We start from the raw sequence: 18,666 nt of genomic DNA on the forward strand, positions 1-18,666 counted from the left end.
CGGCGCTAACCGCCGGTATTCAAGTTGTCACTGGTGACTAACGCCAATGCTATCGAAATTGCTCTATTCGATGAGCTCAATCGGAATTGGATCAATAAGCATCCCGTCAGGCGTATGCAGGACAATTCCGATCAAGTATCCATCCTCTGCCGAGAGTACACTGGCGCCATGCCAGTCCACGTCCAAGGGAATCGCAGGATCGATTTTCCATTGATCTTTCTGGATTTCCATTCGGTCGGTTGACAAGGGTATCGTGAGATTGTCCGTGCCGCAGGTAACAACCAATTCGGCTGGTAGATTAGCACCGTCGGTGATCGAGCGGATGCGTGCAGCTGGCCAAACAGAGTCATTGCCGGAAAGGTTTTCTGCAATTCTTCGAGTAGCCAATCTATGAGACGTGGTAGACTCCGGGATGTTGAGGTCAAGCGTCTTGCCGCTAATTTCCAACTCGCGATTCTCCTCATCCTCCGCGGTGAGCAAATCTGCAGGTCCTAGAAGTTTCTCGTTTTCCAATACCAATATCCAGCCGCGCCGTTGTCGTCCGCCGAACAGACCTAGTTGTTTCTCGCCACGAGAGACACCCAGCATAGGTTGCGGAATCGGCACGTTTTCTGGAAGTAAGGCGCTGCCGATAGCCAAGTGGGGTTGCCAGCGGAGCCATTCGTCTCGGGGCGATTTTACCAGCTCAAAGCGGTGTCCCGTCGCCACGCGGTTGCCGGGGACATCGGGCGTTGCCATGGCTACCCCGCCGGCGGCGATGGTGGCGAGTGTTTCGGCATCAAGTTCTAATCCGTGGATACCAAATCGCAGATCGATGCCACTGTTGCTCCAGAATCGAGTGTTCTCGCGAACCAGGGAGCGATATTCACCTTGAATGAAGGTGCGGGCCACGACACGAGACGAATTGTTCGTGAGACCCACACTGATGACATGCCCGATCTCGACTCCCCGATAGCTGACCGGCGAACCTCGCTCCAATCCATAACGCTGGCTCGACTCCAACACGACCTCCAAACCGTCGAAGATGTTTTCCACGACAGTAGGTGGATCGCTGAGGCCCTCAAAATGATTGGCCCAGGGGGCATCTTTGGGGCCAGGGATCACACCGACGTAGCGGCCTCCCATGAGTGTGTCCAACCCGCGGACCTGTCCCAAGCGAATGTCAGGCCGCTCGATCCAAAATCGAGTTCCTTCGCGTGCCAGCGGCGCAGATTCGGCGTTGAGTTCCACGGTCACGATCGCTTGATCTAGATCCGCATTGAGGACCACAGATTTTACTGCGCCGACGTCGATTCCCCGATAGCGTACCATGTCACCTGGCACGAGGCCACTGCCGTCGGCAAAGGCAATCTCGATCTGGGTACCTGTTGAGCGAAATTCAGCCCAGACGAGCGCTGCTGCGATTGCCAGACACGCAAGCGTGATACCCCAAAGACGCGATCTTAACTTGCCGACCATTTCCGCTGGCCCGGCTGAAGCTACGATATGCGCTGTAGGAAATTCAGATTCGGGTATTTGACTTTCGGGGGCTGGGTTAGGCACGTTCATCACCCCAAATCGAATGTGGATCGAAGGAGAGGGAGGCCCACATGCTCATCGCCACACAGAGGACGAAGGCCCAAACCGCGGGCCCAAAATGAAATTCTACGAGCGAACCGAGTTTCACCAGCATGACCATGAACGCGATCAACATCACATCCATCATACTCCATTTGCCAGCCTGTTCCATGATGCGGTAGGTGATCGCTTTGTGTTTTCGGTGCATAATTCCCAATAGGCTCAGTTCTAGTAGCAAGACAATTTTCACAAGTGGGAAGACAATTGAGAAGAGCAGAACAACCGTTCCGACAAACCAGCTTCCTTCCCGCAGCAGATCGATGGTGCCCATGAGCAAGCTAGATTGATGATGACGTCCAAGTCGTTCGATTTGCAAAATGGGCAGCAGTATCGCGGGCCAATAGAGAATAAAGGCGGCAGTCGCCAACGCCGCCGTACGGCTGGCGGAGTGCGTACTGTAGCGACAGACTGTGGAACCACACCGAGCACAGGCGGCCAATTGACGCGGCGCCAAAGGCGGCGTGTGCTGGATTTGGCCACAGCAGTGACAGGCTTTGAGGTCGGTGAGCATGGGGTGGATAGATTTGATTAATGAATTGTAGATAGTATGTTGAGATGATGTGGGAAGAACTTCCCTTTCTGAACTTCTATTATCACGGAACAAGGGAGTGATATCTACAACGGTTTCCGGGGGAATTATGCAAACAAAGTCAGAATTCTGCAGCGGATAACACTTGCTGCAAAGTTTACTTGGACGGCTTGCGGCCAATGAGGAGTGCGAGCTCGCGCCATTTCCAGTAGCAGTCGACGTCTGCGAATCCGAGTTCTCGTAACCACTGAAGTTGGCTTTCCACATCAAGCAATTTATTGGAGGGGTCTTCTTCTGAGGGATCCGTGTCCAGTGCATGGAAAAAGCGAAAGTGGACTCTTTCGTTTGGCGAGGCGACGTGTTCCAGATTACAAAATACTCCAGCCGGCTCCAGGAGATTCCAGATTTCTTGGTAGAGACTTTGTTTGCGTGCGTCTTCGCAATGGTGAATGGCAAAACTCGAGACTACGACATCGAATGACCCTAGGTTCGGAAGCGGATCGTCCATGTTGTGTTCAGCCAAGCTTACAAGAGAGGGTTTTCGGCGAACCGCTTTTTCGCTTTTTCAAGCATCGTAGGAGAGAAATCAAGCCCGACGCCCTCGGCCTTGGGGCAGTGGGCGAGCACGATACTCAGAAGATGGCCATCCCCGCACCCCAGATCCAGCACGCGAGTCGCCTCGGGGGGAACTTCGGAGATCAGAGTGGCTTCTCCCTCTTGGCGGTGAGGGATTTGAGTCAATCGGCCAAGATACTCCAAGGCATGTTCGGGCTTGGTCCACTCATTGGTCATCTGTGAAACTCCCAGCAAAACATAGGCAGCAGAACCCTGTACCAGGCGAGTAGGTCCTGCTTGCCGAGCGAGAACTTGCTGAATTCGTATCCGGTAGAGAGGAACTAACTTCTTTCCATCAGAAACCCATTATCGCGGATCGGAAGGCCAACTTCTACTAGGATTCTTGGGCCAAGGCTCGGGGCGGCAGTGACGCGTTCCTCCTTATCGAGCAGGTCTCTTCTGCCGAGTCGTGGCTAAACCTACTCTTCGTCGAAGAGTTCATCAGTGGGGTAGGGGAGGGGTTTGCCGGCTAGTTCGTTGATGGCGTTGTGGGCGGCACGTTGTTCGGATTCTTTCTTGCTACGGCCCCAAGCAGGAGCAAATTGTTGTGAGGCGACCTGGGCGGCGATCTTGAAGCACTTGCTGTGGTCGGGGCCTTTTTCGTCGAGCAGGTTGTAGACGGGTGTGAGGCTATGTTCGCGCTGGGCGAAGTGTTGGAGCTGGGATTTATAGTTGCCACGGAACTCGCCCGAGGTGGTCGCTTCGATCTCGGATTCCATATTCTTGATAACGAACTGGCGGGCCGGCTCAATGCCACCGTCCAAATAGATTGCGCAGATCAGTGATTCCAATGCTGCCGCGACTACGGACCGTGGGATTTCGGGATCGGCGGCCATTCCTTTGCCTAACATGAGGAACTCAGGAAGGCCAAGTTTCTCGGCGACATTCGCACAGGTATCTCTGCTCACCACGACCGACTTTATCTTGGTCATGTCCCCTTCGAGATAGTCAGGGTACTGTTGGTAGAGTTGTTCGCAGACGGCATAGCCGAGAATTGCATCGCCAAGGAATTCCATTCGCTCGTTGGAGGCCAAGCGGTGCGAAACCCCCGAGGCGTGTTGCAGGGCAGCACTCAGCAAAGAGGGATCGTGAAATTGATACCCGATTTTTCGCTGGCAATCTTCCAGATCGGGTTGCAGGGTAGAATTTTCTTCAGACAACGGAGAACTCTATTAGGAAAGCGGGACGCAACAATACACTATTAGGTCCGGCTTGCGAATTGTCCTCTAGATTACGGGGACAATCGGCAAGACGGGGGCAAATTGCCCGAGGGAATGTAACTACTACGAGGTAGACAATGTCTCGCTCGCTCCTTTAGGCTAGCTGTTACTATGGAAAATGTCAATTCAAGCGTTTTGGGTCGATTTTGAAGCCTAGTTAGACTGGCAAAAGTGGTCCTGCCAAGTAGGGGTACTTGTCGATACACTAGTGCTTTGACAACTCTTATAAATTAGGGTGCGAGACGTCAGAACTATTTTGCAGGTTTAAGTTTGCGACGTCTCGCACCCTAATTCCTAGCAATGACAAAGCACTAGCACGACCGCCAGTCTCCCAACCAACGCCCAGTGCACACTATGAATACGCTCTACCTTCCTGAACTCCGTGAAATGTTGGCCGCCAACAATTTGGCGGAATTGCAAGAGTTCTGTACTGCTTTGCATCCGGCAAGAACAGCAGAGTTTATGGAGGGGCTTTCCCCAACGGAAGCCTGGGGAGTACTACGGGCTGCCGACGGCTCGACTCGCGTGGAGATTTTCACGTATCTGCCTGAAGAGATGCAGATTGAAATTCTCGAGGCGGTTGAGCCGGCCGAGTTGAGCCATCTCATTGCCGACATGGCACCCGACGATCGGGTCGACTTGATCAAAAAAGTTGACCCAACTGTGGTGGAGAAAGTACTCAAACTGGTACCCACCAAAGAACGGCGCGATATTCTGCGGCTGCGGGCCTATCCAGAGGGGACTGCAGGTGCGTTGATGACCTCCGAGGTGGCCTGCCTTACGGAGGACTTGACTGTTCGCCAGGCACTTGAGGAGATCAGTCGAGAGGGGCATGAGTTCGAAACGGTCTACTATATTTATATCGTCGACGCAGAAATGCATCTGCGAGGGCTAGTGTCTGCCCGGCAGTTGGTTACTCATCTTAACAAGCCGCAGATGTTACTGTCAGACTTGATGTCGCGGGATCTGGTCACGGTAGGAGCCAGCGACGACCAGGAAACCGTCGCAGAGAAAGTTGCAGATTACAATTTCCTCGCCATTCCGGTCGTTGACGCTGAACAGCGATTGGTAGGCATCATTACTCACGACGACATCATCGATGTGTTGCAGGAAGAGGCCTCGAAGGACGCTTATCAAGCAGGTGCGGTAGAGCCGCTCAAAGAAAGTTACTTGGCGACTCCGTGGCTGCAACTCACGCGATATCGAGTAGGTTGGTTGTCTTTGCTGTTCGGAGGTGCATTGCTGACGGCGCTAGCGATGAAATCGTACAATGAAAATGTACAACGTTTCGCTTGGATCGCATGGTTTCTCCCTTTAGTGATATCCACGGGAGGGAATTCTGGTAGTCAATCGGCGACGCTGATGATTCGAGCTTTGACGACCAAAGAAATCACGCCTGCAGATTGGCGGCGAGTTTTCTTTCGAGAATTGGTGATCGGATTCTTGCTGGGGAGTTGCCTCTCGTTGATCGGATATCTGGTCGGATGCTTCATGGCTCCCACTGTTTTCGACGCACTCGTGCTTCCGCTGACGATCGTATTGGTAGTGACTTGCAGCACAATTGTGGGATCGCTGTTGCCCCTGATGTTCGATCGACTGGGATTCGACCCCGCGTTGATGAGTACCCCCTTCATCGCTGGGATAAGCGATATCGTGGGTATCGTGCTCTACATGAACGTGGCGGGCTGGCTGCTCAGCGAAGGGATTTGACCCGAAGCACATGTTAACCCGAAGCGTAAGCGAGGGAACAACTTGCAGCAATTTTCCTCGCTTACGCTTCGGGTTGCCAATTTACACGTCCAAGGCAGGCTGGCCCACGTACATTTGCAATACTTGGCTTTGCACCTTGATGGCGCGGATAAGAATCCAAATCTGCTCACGGTTGAATTGCTCGGGATCGGAACTTGCCAACTCTTCGAGTTCCTGGGTCATGGCTGCATGTTGATCCGTCGCGGCTTGCAGCTTGAGACCAACTTCACTCCAGGCAGCTCGCAGTGTCTGTTCATCCTGCAGCTCTTCGAGCTTCTCGGTGTCATGTGATAGTAGTAGGCACAGCCGAGCGATATCTTGGGTGGAAGATTCTGGTTGGAGCCGTTGAACAAGGGTGGCGAGTTTTTGACAGTTCATGTCGATTCGATCCTGGATTGCGAAACAAGTTGTAGATCTTGGGTGTAGTACGGCGTACGTCTCGGAGAGATTGTTCTCTGTTCTGAGAGGAGAAAGTTCCAAACTGGTGATAAGGTTTGAGCAACCCTCGGAATTGGTGACTAATCGACTTCGGGTCGCTTCAGAAAAGTCTAGCTTACAAACTGCGAAGGGCCTTGTATGATGTAAATGACTTGGAAAACTAGGGCTGCTATGTCAAGTTTCCTCGTCGAACCTGTTCTGCTGCAGAGTGTCAGGGTAATTGTGTGGAAAGCTCGATTCATGATGAGCTGGCAGGACTGTTATGAGCCCTATTATCGATCCCAGCGGACTTCAGTACGTATTGACCAGCGAATAGAAAGACCCACCATGCCAACGCTTGGAGTAAATATCGATCACGTGGCGACGGTACGTCAGGCTCGGATGACGAACGAGCCCGATCCCGTATGGGCTGCGACTCTTGCCGAGTTGGGGGGGGCGGATGGGATTACGCTCCACTTGCGGGAGGACCGACGGCATATTCAGGAGCGGGATTTGCATCTGCTGGGGCAAACGGTTGCCGTGAAACTGAACTTGGAACTGGCTTGTAGCGAGGATGTGCTTGCGATTGCTTGCCAGAGCCATCCCTATCAAGCAACGTTGGTTCCTGAGCGGCGCGAGGAAGTCACGACCGAGGGGGGGCTGGATGTGGCTGGCAATCAAGATCAAGTGCGCGACGCCGTCAAGCGCCTGCAAGACGCCGGGATTATAGTGAGTTTATTCTTAGATCCGGATCCTATTCAGATCGAGGCCGGCGTTGCCACGGGGGCCACGGCAGTTGAGCTTCATACGGGGGCTTACGCCGAAGCGAGATTCAAGACTCAAGAACAGCTTGGAATCCTGCTCAACGCCGGTCGGTTAGTCCATGAGGAGGGACTCACGCTCCATGCTGGGCATGGTCTCACCTACCGCAATGTGCGTCCTGTTGCTGAAATCCCTCATATGTGTGAGTTGAATATCGGTCACAGCATTATTTCTCGGGCAATTATGGTCGGGCTGGAACAAGCCGTGAGGGATATGAAACGTTTGATCAAGTTGTAGTGCAGGCGATTGCAAGTCCTGCCATTCTGTCGCTATCATGCTTGGTTTACCTGCCGAACTCTAACCCCACTACCTAGCTCCAAGGAGGAGAATTCTCGCATGGCTACCAAGGGAGAAGCATTTGCTGGCTTGTCGGTCGCAATCGTCACCCCATTCAAGAACGATGAGGTGGATTACGCTCGATTTAAGGAGCAGATCGAATTTCAGATTGCCGCGGGGACGAATTGCTTATGCCCTGTGGGAACGACAGGTGAATCGCCCACGCTGTCTCACGAGGAACATGAGCGTGTGATTGCCTTCGTATGTGAAACTGTGGCAGGACGGATCAAGGTAATGCCGGGCACAGGTTCTAATAGCACGGCAGAAGCGCTGCGGCTGACGAAATCGGCAGAAAAAGCGGGAGCCGATGCTGCCTTGCAGGTTGCGCCCTACTATAACAAGCCAACGCAGCAAGGATTTTACGAGCACTTCAAATGTCTGGCCGAGGAAACGGGGATTCCTCAGTGTATCTACAATATCCCAGGTCGAACGGGCAAGAACATTGAACCGGAAACAATCATCTGGCTGGCGGAGCTAGACAATATTGCCATGGTGAAAGAAGCCACGGGCTCGATGGATCAGGCTTCGGCAATTCTGGGGAATACAAATCTTACGGTGCTTAGCGGCGACGACAGCTTGACTCTGCCACTGCTCTCCGTTGGGGCCAGCGGAGTGATTTCGGTCGTAGGCAACATTGTCCCCCAAGACATGGTTTCCCTTCTTAGCGCTTTCAAGGCAGGGAAGCTGTCCGAGGCTCAGCAGTGGCATCACAAGCTATTTGCCCTCTGTCGCGATATGCTAGGGCTCTCGACGAATCCGATTCCCATCAAGGCCGCCATGAAGATGCTCACGCGTGACACGGGCGAACTGCGATTGCCAATGACGCCGCTTACAAGTGATGAAGAAGTCTCTTTGCGCAAGACGCTCACGAACTATGGGTTGCTGTAGACGTTAATCAAATACTTCTACTTGGACTCCCGTGTTGGAGGCTGGCCCGAGTTGAATTTCGTAGTCACTATAGATTTCGTGCGCCTTGGCGGCAGTCTTGAGTCGGTGGGCTTCTTTCAGACTAGGTGTCATGGCGAAGATAGTAGGCCCCCACGAGGATTGTCCGACCCCCTGAAAACCTATCTCGCGGAGCCAGGCAACTAGTCTGGCAGTCGCAGGCGAGTAGAAAGTGCCCCCTTGGGCTGCAGCGAAGCAGTCTCCTGCGATACAGCCGAACTGATAAATCGATTGAGAAAAAAGCTCAAAATCAGTAGCTTCAACAGCAGGTATTATTTCGTCCGCTACAAGTGATTCTAGTTGCTGAGTTACTTCTACCGAGACCTGTGGCAGGTCGGCAATAGTAAGGTCTTCGTCTTTCCCTGAAAGACCTTCAAGACTTGGAGGAGTGAGCAAGACAAAGTGCCAGTCATCGGGTAGTGCTCCATGGTAGGTAAGTCGCCCCAGAGGTTCATGTTGCAAATGGCCGCCATCAACAACGAGCCCCCCCATAAGAAAACCATAGGTTCCTACGGCAGACCGTCGGCCTCTTCCCGTTAATTGACATAGCCTGCTCGGATCGCGCCAGGGAAATCCCAACGACTCAGCCAACCCGGCAGCCACAGCCAGGCCAAGCTGGGAACCGACGCCTAAACCCGTATGTTCTCGTGGGGCTGATAGGACCTGTATGCATAGCTCTGGAGGAAAGCTGAACTGAAGCCGATGGAAAATGCTGTTGGAAAAATATGCAACGCGTTCACTTAGGGGCCCTTCGATACCGAAGCGTTTGGCGGGAACAATTTCCAAGTGAACACCTGGGACGTCGATCATCACGCCGACTCCCCCAAACTGAGGCCGCTCACAGGAGTGCCCCAGACTGGTGAGTCCGAAGTGAAGACGACAGGGAGTGCGAACCAACACGCGGCGACTCATCTTGGCAAGATCTCCGATTCGAAAGGAACCGCAAGTTCTTGATGCACAAAGGATTGCAGTAGAGCGAAGGCTTGGAGTTCATCGGCACCGCCGGTTTTTTGAATCGGAGATGCCAAGCGGTCCAATTCGGATAGCAAGAGCTTCGCGTCCAAGATATGGATCCGGGTTGCCAAGATAGCAGCTTCGAGAACAGCATGTTTAGCGCGATTGAACCCGAAAAACTCTCGGATATGGCCGCGCTTGGTCGTGTGGCCGACAACTATCGAGCGTTCTGCAGAATCATCGACGGACACGATTTCAAATTTCAGCCAGCGACATGCCGCTGCCAACACCATGGGATCGGACTCGAGGAACTCAGGTATTGGCTTGATTGTGCCAATCGCAGCTTTCGCAAAAAGCAGTACATCGTCGGTGATATGCAGTACACCTTGCGAGGTCCGTATCAGATTCTTGTAAGTCGTGGAAGTGCGAAACGGACGCAATACGAGCCTTTCTAGACCGTCATCGACGAGGGGGCCCATCGGGGCAATGTTGATCGTGCCATCTTTGTTGGACGTCGTAACAATCGCTTCGAGAATTCGCCCGTCGGATCCAAGTTGAGGTAGCGATGTTTTCGACATCATGAACTCGCTCCTTAAAATGTCACAGGGGCAACGGGAAGAGGAGAAGGTTTGTATTCTGCGAAGCGATATTCCGAAGCTGATAGTTGATCGAGCGATTCGTCGAACGGAATTTCAGCCATTCCTAAAAAATTAGCCAGCAGTCGATAGCCGTCGTGCGTCAATATCGCTTCAGGATGGAATTGTACTCCGGCCAGAGGGAATTCAATATGCTCAATAGCCATGACTGTTCCGTCAACAGATTGTGCCGTGACGACTAATTCATCGGAAAGCGAGCTTGGACCAATAATCAAGGAGTGATAGCGACATACATCAAAAGGCGAGGGGATTTTATAAAAGAGAGGAGTCTCTTGGTGTGTGACGGCTGAAGTGCGACCATGCATGGGTTCTCTCGCGCGGATGACATTCGCGCCAAACGCGGTTGCGATTGCTTGATGTCCCAGGCAAACACCGAGGATAGGAATTCTTGCGTAGAAAGTTCTGACGAGGTCGACGCTGATGCCAGCTTCTTGTGGCGAGCCTGGACCAGGTGATATGACAATTGCCTGTGGAGAGAGTTGGGCGAGCTCGTCAAGCGAAACTGCATCGTTTCGCACAACAAGCGTCTCGCATCCTAGTCGGCGAAAGTAGCGCGCAAGGTTGTGAACAAAACTATCGTAGTTATCGATGAGCAGAATCATTGTGGATGGTAGCTTGTTGGTAGCGATGGACTGTTAGAGATCTAGTGAGGCGATCATGCCGCGCGCCTTGTGCCAGGTTTCACGGTACTCATCTTGAGGATCAGATTGAGCAACGATACCGCCTCCGACGGGCATCTGCCACCAACCGCCGCCTGCTGTAATGGTTCTTATTAGGATACTGCTGTCCATCTGTCCGTTAAAGCCTAGATAACCAAGTGAACCGCAATAAGCCCCACGAGCAGTTGGCTCGAGTTCGGCAATGATTTCCATCGCCCGAATTTTGGGAGCACCGGTAATCGAGCCACCTGGGAAGCAGGCCCGCAACAAGTCCAATGGCGTGGCGTTTGGAGCTAATTCGCCTCTAACTGAGGAAACCAAGTGTTTCACATGGGCATAGGTTTCCACTTGGCAGAATTCGGCGACATGCACGCTATCACTAGTACAGACTCGCGAGAAGTCGTTCCTCATCAGATCGACTATCATGACGTTCTCCGCACGGTCTTTCTCGCTCAACTGGAGTTCATTACCTGTGAAGAGGTCTGCCTCGGGCGAATGCGTACGGCCGCGGGTTCCTTTGATGGGACGCGTCTCTGCCCAGTGGTCTCGTACCTGCAAAAAGCATTCGGGGGAACTGCTGCATATCTGCCAGTCCCCTAGATCAAAATATCCCGCGTAGGGAGCCGGATTTCTCTTCCGAAGTTTGAGATAGAGTTCTGGAGAAGAAGTTTTCGCAGGGCAAAGCAGTCGTTGGGATAGATTTACTTGGAATACGTCGCCAGCATGAATGTATTCAACGGCGCGTTCGATCATGTGCTGGTAATTGATCGCAGAAAGGTTACTAGTCACCTCGCCGAGGCCAACATCAAACTGTGGTGCGAGCGAGTTTATTGGATACTTTTCATTAGTCGATGTTGCCTGCGGAGGATTTTCCAGCCAGTTGAGAAATTGTGTGATTCGTTCCTGTGCCCGCCGTCTTCGAGCGGAAAGTTCTTTTTCTGGAAACCCTTGAGAGATCAGCCAGGTCTGATCCTGTTCATGGTCAAAAGCGATGACCACGTCATAGAAACCAATAGCGAGTGCAGGAATGGGGAAGTCTGTCATTCGTGGAACAGGAATTCGCTCAAGGGAACGTCCTAGCTCGTACCCAAACAACCCCGCCAGTCCTCCCTGAAAAGGGGGCAGATCCTTTCTGCTTGCAGCCTGATATTGGTCGACTCGGGATTGGAGTTCTCCTAGTGGGCCAAACTCAATATCACATTGCTGGATCCAATCAAAAGGGTCGGCAGCGATGAAAGAATACCGCCCCAATCGCCCAAAACCTACACCGCTGTCGAAATAGATCATATGCGGCAAATTTGACAATCGCCTGAAAGCGTCAACTGCAGTCAGCGTTGAGGGCAATTCCATGACAATGGGAAAAGAATCTTCGTCACCTTTTAGATTGGTTGAGGGCACTGCGGCTAGTCCTGCTGTCTAGATTGCGACTTCGGTTTGAGATAGTGTCGATGTTCTGGTACGGTAGCAAGCCCCCAGTTAAGTGATTCGTCCTGAACGTAGTTCTTTCCTAAGGTCAAAGCGATCCGAGCTTTGGCCATCTCGTATCCCAAATAGAAGGCGTGATCGGCATCGAGGTTCTTGGGCAAGCCTCCGTCAGTCCCTGCGGTGCGCAATGCTTCCATCAAAGTAAACGGGTCGGAGTCGTGAAGATGCAAGTCGCGCGCGATGAGATGAATCTCATCTCCTGAGACATAGATGCGATAATTGTTGTCGCGAACTTCGGTAGCTAGTTGTTCGAGTTGCTCCTCAGTGGGAGCGATCACTTCTTCATCGCGAAGCATTAGGAGATCAGGTTCAACATGTTTGGGCAACACTTGGTTGCTAACAGCATGATACATGAGTCGACGAGCCAAATCGCATTCCTTCACACTTGTGCGGGCCCAGTTGATCACTTCCGTGGTCAAGATGCTACGAATGCCCAATTCTTGACAGAAGCCCAAGAGCAAGGCGTTGATCCCAGCTGAATCGACGTCGGTCAGTTCCGTTAGGTTGCCTATGCCCATCATCATTTCAGCATCGGGATAGCGCCGGTGAATTTCGAGATAGCGACCCAGGCTATTGGCAAAGCCAAACGAGATCGGTTCCAAAATCGGGTCGATTCGCAGGGGCACGTTGGCGCTCGCGAGGAACTCGACGGTCTCGTCGAGACCGGCCAAGGTACGAGGGTCATCAGGTATGGCTACGACTTCTGCGCCCCACTCGAGCGCCGCAGCGCGATTGATGGAGTTGACACTTAGCACGAGCTCGGCGCCGGCCTTGGTGGCGGGAGCAATTTCCTCGGGATTCAAGCTATCGATAGAGACTCGCATTCCATGATCTCTGAGCATCTGGACTGCCGCTGCTACATCGGTCCACGTGTTTCCGGGATCACAACCAAGATCGATGACATCGGCTCCACTTTGGGAATAATGTTCTGCAACGGAAAGTATCTCAGTGAGCGACAATCTCGGGCAATTATTGATCTCTGCCAGGATCTCGATGTCATAGGCTCCGTAGTCGGTAGGAATAGATTGACGAGAAAAGAATTGCGGCAGCTGGCGCAAATCGCGGGGGCCCCGTTCCACAGTGGCGGTGGTCTCAGATTGCAATGGTGCCAGATCTCCTTCGCAGTAGCCAGGTACAAGGACCTTGGTTGCGTCGGGAGGCACTCGGATGTGCTTGGCGATCCAAGTTGGAGTCATGAGGGCCGCCACAGTGATCGGCATGACGTCAACTGAATAGGAAAAACCTGACTCTTCGGCCAGCTCAGGAAGGATCTGTTCCAACGAGTGTCGCGCCAGTCGTCCCGTGACGAAATGAATGTGTTCGATGGCCATGGAAGCTTGTGCGAATTGTGACTCAACGATTGTCGGCGGTACCGGCCCAACCGCCATTGACGTTGAGAATCTGGCCATTGATGAACGAGGCAGCTGGAGAAGTCAAGAATCGGACCGCATTGGCCACGTCGTCTGGTGTTCCCCAACGATCAACAAGCGATTCTGTACGGGCACGCTTTTGCCAATATTCAGAAGCACCTTTTCCCCAGTCCGTTTGGATCCATCCGGGAGCAACACAATTCACTCGAACTTGAGGCGAGAGGGACTTGGCAAGACTACGCGTAAAGGCCATCACAGCTCCTTTGACAGTTGCGAACATCTCGCCGCTATCGCCGGCCATGCCATGTTCCGCCTGATCCCAGCCAATGTTAATGATGACTCCGCTACCGCGCTCCTGCATTTTCTCACCAAAGGACCGAGATAGTTCGATTGTTGCTCGCACGTCCACTTGCCAAAGGTGCTCGAGTTTTTTGGCAAAGGACCAGTCGGCCGCCTCGCCGGTCAAGACATCGACCCCGGCATTGTTAACGAGGATGTCGAGTGAAGCAATTTGCCAAACGGCGTCGGCGAAATCGAGGCACTTCTGAATGTCCGAAAAGTCACATTCCACGACCTCAGCGCGGGGACCAAGCTCACTGATTTCATCGGCCAGCTTCTTTGCTGTAGTTGCATTGCGATGAGTATGGAGTATGAGGTTTGCACCTTCGGCGGCAAGATTTCGTGCGATCTGGCCACCAATTCCACCGGATGCGCCGGTCACGAGGGCCCATTGATGTGCCAATGATTCCGTTGAAGAGGATTTCATCGAATACTTGTCATTTTGAAAGACTTGTGAGCCATGATTGAGAGTGCATTAGCCGAACCCCCGTTTTTAGTCTCAGTATCGATAATAAGCAACCAGAGTTGGACTTTCTCTCTCATGTTGCCTGACCGAGACTCCGGACCTACGATTCCGACAGTCGATACTCTAGCTAACTGGAATTATAACCATATATGGATTGTATTGTGACCACTGAACCATCCACAACCGAGTCGATAACTTCTCCGGAATATTCCCGGTTGCGTTGGTTTCCTCTATCGTGGTTCCTTTTTGTGGTTGGGTGCCTTGCTGTCATCCAATCCAGCGAATTTGACCAGGACGTCAAGACATTCTCGATTCCAATCGGAATTGGCGTACTCCTTTTAGGGGTATCAGGATGGATCATTTGTTGTCGCCGCAGTTCGTTGAGAAAGCGACTGTTATGGGCGGGACTGCCCTGGCTGTGCGTCTTGGTATTTCGATCCTCCGTTGAGTTTGTAAATAACGGAGACGTTGGGGTAGTCAACTGGCGATGGCGTTGGTCGGCCAAACATGATGAAAAGTTGAAAGTACCCGTTGGCGAAGAACACTCTGCCGTTCAATGGGAGACGACTTCTCACGACTATCCAGGCTTTCTGGGTGGCGGCTACTGGGCCGAAGTTCCCCAAGTACAGCTGTCCACTGACTGGAAAGCTCACCCTCCTCTCGAAAAGTGGCGGTGTCCGGTGGGTGCTGGCTGGTCGGGCTTTGCTATCGTAGGCGACTATGCAATAACGCAGGAACAGCGAGGCGAGCAGGAGTTAGTCGTCTGCTATCGTGTGGCGACCCAAGATCCCGAAGGGGAAATCGTGTGGTCTCATGCTGATCCTGTGCGATTTGATCCTGGTGGACCAGGTGCCCTTGGTTATGTTGGACCACGGGCGACTCCCACTATACATGATGGTCGTGTCTTGACGATGGGTGCTACGGGTATCGTCAATTGCCTTGATGCAAGTTCAGGAGAATCAATTTGGTCTCATGATACTCTGGCAGAACACGGCATTGAGAACATCATGTGGGGCAAAGCAAGTTCCCCCGTGATTCTTGAAACGGAAGGCGAGTCGACACTAGTTCTCGTAAGTGTGGGGGCACCTGGCGCTTCGCTCGTCGCCTACGATCTCGAAACAGGCAAGCAGGTGTGGTCGGCAGGGGATCGGCGATCTTCCTATGCTTCGCCAGTTGTTTGTGAACTACTCGGTCAACGGCAGATTCTTTCTGTGAACGAAGATTATGTAACGGCTCATTCTGCGGATGACGGCAAAGTGCTTTGGGAATCTCCCTGGCTTGGCAATAGCGACAGCGATGCAACTGCCTCCCAGCCAGTACCCCTTCCAGGAGATCGCGTGTTTCTATCCAAGGGCTATGGTGTCGGAGCGTCGCTCTTGCAACTAGTGCAAGATGAGGCGGGTAACATACAAGCCGAGCCGCTCTGGAGTCCGCCGATACTGAAGGTCATGAAAACAAAGATGGGTAACGTCGTAGTTCGCGACGGGTATATCTATGGCCTGGATGGTGGCATCCTCGAATGTATCGATATCGAACAAGGTGAAATTCAATGGAAAAAGCGACGGCTGCCGGCGATTGGGCATGGCCAGATTATGGCTATCGGCGACTCTCTGGTCATCTTGTCTGAGGCTGGAGAATTAATCTTGGTAGAGATTAACTCAGAAGAATACCGGGAGTTGGCAAGCATGCGAGTGTTTCCTGAGGATCAGATCACTTGGAACAACCCCGCCTTCTCACAGCCGTACTTACTTCTGCGCAATGCGCAGCAAGCGGTTTGCTTGGAGATGCCAATCCTCGGTGGGACTTCTCTGCCAGAGGTGGCTTCAAAGTAGGGATGTCCGTTATCGGGGTTTTACTAGCAGAATGAGACGCCCATCACCTATGAAACACGCTCTGCTCTGTCGAGCTCCACTCGGCGGGCGCATCGCGGCTAATCTTCGTGGGTTGCGACTATACGGGAACTGGCGCGTTTTCTAGTAGCCAATCTTCGAGGATGATGTGCTCCACATAGGGGGCACGCAACAGATTGGCGCGGCCGGGCAGCATGCCGGAAAGCCAGGGACGGCGGGCCAGGTGGGAAACGGCCTTCAATCCATAGCAACTCAGCGAGTTGCAATTGGTTTGCTCCAAAATGTTCTCGCTTAAGCGATGGAATGTGGCAGGGATAACATTCGGCTCTGGGCCGATATGGATGACTCGCTCAATACCTTTGTCCAAACAGTAGTCGATAGCATCCCACAGGCGTTGAGGCTGATCAATCCATTGTCTAAGAATCTCGCGGGCTGAGTGATCGTTGTAGCTCAGTTTGCCCGTTACCAAGGAAAGCACAGGGGGATTAGGAGGGAGGAATCCACCATCAAGCGTTTCCATCATAACCGCCGCACGATCTGGTATCTGTCTTTGTCGCACAATCGGGGTATGCAGAGGGGGCCATCGCATGTCGTTGGTACGTAGCTGGGCGCGGTAGGGGAGCAATTCCCTCATGGTATCTTTGAATCGGGCTGTTGTGTCTCTTTGACCCAGAAGGAGAAAGGTATTGGGAGATAACATTGCTGAAATAGCAATCGTGCCGTCTCCATCAGCTGTGATCTGATGGCAAAGTCTCTCGACATCGGCTTGATTGATCTTTGGTCCGCGGGAAAATAGCACGCCCATAGTTACATCAGCTGCCAACGCCACCGCATCGGCCGCCATGGCCAGAGGGACGCGAATCATCTCTGCGGGATCAAAGACGCCTGCGCAGCTTATGGAGACTAATTCCCCCAGACTATAACCAAACGAAAGACCAACTCGAGCGATGTCCACGTCATGAACTTCATGGAGCAGTCGCAACTGGGCAACTTCGACTGCAGCGATTAGAGAAATCGCTTCGGCATAATTTTCGAGGCTAGGTTCTTTTAGCGATTTTACTCGATCCATTAAGTTGACTGGCCTGCCAGTTACTTCTGAACATACGTCGGCAAAACGCAGAAGTTCTTCTTCTAAGATGCCGTGATAGGCATCGATCGCCAGTAATTCTGCCGTCCGGCCCAGATTGGTCGCATTGTAGCCGCGGAAAGCTAGGGCAGTATTCGAGAGATCGACCTTTCGAGAGAGCGCCATTCTATTTCAACCCGTCGTGATCATGAGTGTTCTCCTCTATTCAAATCGGAAGAGTATCGTAGGCAGTGTGATTCGCCTGGGAACCCACGCATCTTTCCAATCCTACCGGTCATCATGATTATACTACGTAACTTAGACAGGAAGGGTGTCGTGTCACGATTAAGCCACGCTGCAAGTGCTTTTTCCCCTAAAATCTCACCCTGATCAAAGCCACTCTTGTAAGTTTGCGGCCTAAACTATGAGTGAAACATGGGCAATTTCCTTGTGACCAGAGGATTCCCCTTCAATAACATCTATTCCTTTAAGGGCAAAGCAAGATGCTATCCGCAAAAGACATCATGACGACCGACGTAGTGACGATTGGGCAAAATGCCACCGTTCAGGAAGCGATCGAGCTATTGCTGGAAAAGCATATTTCTGGTCTCCCGGTGGTTGATGCCCATGGAAAACTGGTGGGTATTGTGACTGAATTTGCTCTCTTAGTGATTGCCTACGACGAAAGTATCCGCCAGGAAAAAGTGCTCAAGCACATGTCCACCGAATTGATCACAGTTGGACCCGACCAGCCAGTCTCGAAGGTCGTTGATCTCTGTCTTACTCATCGAGTGCGACGATTGCCGGTCGTAGACGAGGGGCGGTTGTTGGGCCTTATCGCTCGCCGTGATGTGTTGGAAGGCGTGTATCGTCCGGAGGCAGAAGAATGTGCTGTCTAATTACCGGGTGTTAATTCAGAGCTTGGGGATCGAATCGTGGGATACTGGGCCTACTTAGGCCCACTTACCTTGTTTATTCCTCGGTATTTCCCGCTGCTTTTTTGGTACAGTCCGAATAGTTGGGCGTGCTCGCTAAAAATTGTTGAAAAAACACCACCTGCCAATAGGAATAACCTACGTTTTGTTAGCACATGACTAGTTCGCTTTGCTTCACAGCAAAGTTGACGATTGGGATGATCTCGCGGAATCGCATTGGAGCTGCAAAACCATGAAATCTATAAAGAAGTGGAGCGGTTTTTCACTGCTCGAAGTACTTGCAGTGGCAACGATGGTAGGTATTCTTGCCGCTATCGTCATACCGAGATTCACGGGATCGAATGACATCGCCAAATATCGCGTTCGCGACCATTATCGGACGACCATCAATAAGGCGGTTGAAGAGTGGTACATTGCCAAAGGAAAGTGGCCGTTGAACGACCTGAGCGACATTGGAGCCGATCCCAATTACTTGCCTGAGGGCATTCCTATCAACCCAGTTGATAACAAGAAGTTTTCTTTGAATGCCACGACCCATCGGGTGAATTGACCTGAGGATTTACGCTTGGTGGTTTAGCCTCCTAGATCCGTCCGGTAGGGGAGCATCCCTCGGCATAGCATCTCTGCCCAGCCGCT

17 protein-coding genes and 1 pseudogene are annotated in these 18,666 nt (G+C 52.4%); 6 read left to right on the forward strand and 12 right to left on the reverse strand.

Going from position 1 to position 18,666, the window contains the following annotated elements; translation table 11 throughout:
* Positions 1–63: 63 nt before the first annotated feature.
* From Pr1d_RS13415 to rnc, 4 genes and pseudogenes are all read right to left on the reverse strand, one after another.
* Positions 64–1,542 (reverse strand): MlaD family protein, encoded by a 1,479-nt coding sequence (locus Pr1d_RS13415; protein WP_168205218.1) that lies wholly within the window; start codon positions 1,540–1,542, stop codon positions 64–66.
* Positions 1,535–2,128 carry a paraquat-inducible protein A gene (locus tag Pr1d_RS13420; RefSeq protein WP_148074008.1) on the reverse strand — a complete coding sequence of 198 codons (594 nt, stop codon included), beginning with the start codon at positions 2,126–2,128 and terminating at the stop codon, positions 1,535–1,537. The genes Pr1d_RS13415 and Pr1d_RS13420 overlap by 8 nt, the downstream gene beginning before the upstream one ends.
* 175 nt (positions 2,129–2,303) lie before the next feature.
* A pseudogene (locus tag Pr1d_RS26695) lies at positions 2,304–2,938 on the reverse strand (class I SAM-dependent methyltransferase).
* 242 nt (positions 2,939–3,180) lie between these two features.
* Positions 3,181–3,921 (reverse strand): ribonuclease III, encoded by a 741-nt coding sequence (gene rnc, locus Pr1d_RS13430; protein ID WP_148074009.1) that lies wholly within the window; start codon positions 3,919–3,921, stop codon positions 3,181–3,183.
* A gap of 414 nt (positions 3,922–4,335) precedes the next feature.
* Here rnc and mgtE point away from each other — a divergent pair, with 414 nt between their 5' ends.
* Positions 4,336–5,691: a magnesium transporter gene (gene mgtE / locus Pr1d_RS13435; protein ID WP_148074010.1), complete on the forward strand. Its 1,356-nt coding sequence runs from the start codon at positions 4,336–4,338 to the stop codon at positions 5,689–5,691.
* A gap of 81 nt (positions 5,692–5,772) precedes the next feature.
* On the opposite strand, the gene Pr1d_RS13440 is transcribed toward mgtE, so the two are convergent.
* A complete protein-coding gene (locus Pr1d_RS13440; protein ID WP_148074011.1) occupies positions 5,773–6,108 on the reverse strand; it encodes a hypothetical protein in 336 nt (111 codons plus the stop codon).
* A gap of 387 nt (positions 6,109–6,495) precedes the next feature.
* Between Pr1d_RS13440 and Pr1d_RS13445 the strand changes: the two genes are divergently transcribed.
* Both Pr1d_RS13445 and dapA read left to right on the forward strand, forming a co-directional pair.
* Positions 6,496–7,206, forward strand: a complete 711-nt coding sequence (locus Pr1d_RS13445) for a pyridoxine 5'-phosphate synthase (RefSeq protein WP_148074012.1) — start codon at positions 6,496–6,498, stop codon at positions 7,204–7,206.
* A gap of 99 nt (positions 7,207–7,305) precedes the next feature.
* Positions 7,306–8,193, forward strand: coding sequence for a 4-hydroxy-tetrahydrodipicolinate synthase (gene dapA, locus Pr1d_RS13450; protein WP_148074013.1), 888 nt, complete (start codon positions 7,306–7,308; stop codon positions 8,191–8,193).
* A 3-nt stretch (positions 8,194–8,196) separates the two neighbouring features.
* Here dapA and Pr1d_RS13455 read toward each other — a convergent pair whose 3' ends face one another.
* Genes Pr1d_RS13455 through Pr1d_RS13480 form a run of 6 tightly spaced genes read right to left on the reverse strand, consistent with a single transcriptional unit; the run spans position 8,197 to position 14,140 of the window.
* The gene (locus Pr1d_RS13455; RefSeq protein WP_148074014.1) at positions 8,197–9,162 is read right to left on the reverse strand and encodes a hypothetical protein; all 966 of its coding nucleotides are present in this window, start codon (positions 9,160–9,162) and stop codon (positions 8,197–8,199) included.
* Entirely contained in the window at positions 9,159–9,785 is a 627-nt protein-coding gene (locus Pr1d_RS13460; RefSeq protein ID WP_210417706.1) for a DUF447 domain-containing protein, read from the reverse strand. Before Pr1d_RS13460 ends, Pr1d_RS13455 begins: the two co-directional genes overlap by 4 nt.
* A gap of 11 nt (positions 9,786–9,796) precedes the next feature.
* Positions 9,797–10,462 carry an anthranilate synthase component II gene (locus Pr1d_RS13465; protein ID WP_148074015.1) on the reverse strand — a complete coding sequence of 222 codons (666 nt, stop codon included), beginning with the start codon at positions 10,460–10,462 and terminating at the stop codon, positions 9,797–9,799.
* Positions 10,463–10,495: 33 nt separating this feature from the next.
* Positions 10,496–11,869, reverse strand: coding sequence for an aminodeoxychorismate synthase component I (gene pabB, locus Pr1d_RS13470; protein ID WP_148076380.1), 1,374 nt, complete (start codon positions 11,867–11,869; stop codon positions 10,496–10,498).
* Between the two features lie 53 nt (positions 11,870–11,922).
* Positions 11,923–13,335, reverse strand: coding sequence for a DUF6513 domain-containing protein (locus Pr1d_RS13475; RefSeq protein WP_148074016.1), 1,413 nt, complete (start codon positions 13,333–13,335; stop codon positions 11,923–11,925).
* Between the two features lie 22 nt (positions 13,336–13,357).
* Positions 13,358–14,140: an SDR family NAD(P)-dependent oxidoreductase gene (locus tag Pr1d_RS13480; protein ID WP_148074017.1), complete on the reverse strand. Its 783-nt coding sequence runs from the start codon at positions 14,138–14,140 to the stop codon at positions 13,358–13,360.
* A gap of 200 nt (positions 14,141–14,340) precedes the next feature.
* On the opposite strand from Pr1d_RS13480, the gene Pr1d_RS13485 reads away from it, so the two are divergent.
* Positions 14,341–16,011 (forward strand): outer membrane protein assembly factor BamB family protein, encoded by a 1,671-nt coding sequence (locus Pr1d_RS13485; protein ID WP_168205219.1) that lies wholly within the window; start codon positions 14,341–14,343, stop codon positions 16,009–16,011.
* Between the two features lie 118 nt (positions 16,012–16,129).
* Here Pr1d_RS13485 and Pr1d_RS13490 read toward each other — a convergent pair whose 3' ends face one another.
* On the reverse strand, positions 16,130–17,281 hold the full coding sequence (locus tag Pr1d_RS13490; protein WP_148074019.1) for an ACP S-malonyltransferase: 1,152 nt from the start codon (positions 17,279–17,281) through the stop codon (positions 16,130–16,132).
* 317 nt (positions 17,282–17,598) lie between these two features.
* On the opposite strand from Pr1d_RS13490, the gene Pr1d_RS13495 reads away from it, so the two are divergent.
* Together Pr1d_RS13495 and Pr1d_RS13500 are read left to right on the forward strand one after the other, a co-directional pair.
* Complete coding sequence (locus tag Pr1d_RS13495; protein WP_148074020.1) at positions 17,599–17,994, forward strand: CBS domain-containing protein; 396 nt, start codon at positions 17,599–17,601, stop codon at positions 17,992–17,994.
* 268 nt (positions 17,995–18,262) lie between these two features.
* On the forward strand, positions 18,263–18,580 hold the full coding sequence (locus tag Pr1d_RS13500) for a competence type IV pilus major pilin ComGC (protein WP_148074021.1): 318 nt from the start codon (positions 18,263–18,265) through the stop codon (positions 18,578–18,580).
* The last annotated feature ends 86 nt before the right edge of the window (positions 18,581–18,666 follow it).

The sequence above is a fragment of the Bythopirellula goksoeyrii genome (genome assembly GCF_008065115.1).
GTDB classification, from domain to species: domain Bacteria; phylum Planctomycetota; class Planctomycetia; order Pirellulales; family Lacipirellulaceae; genus Bythopirellula; species Bythopirellula goksoeyrii.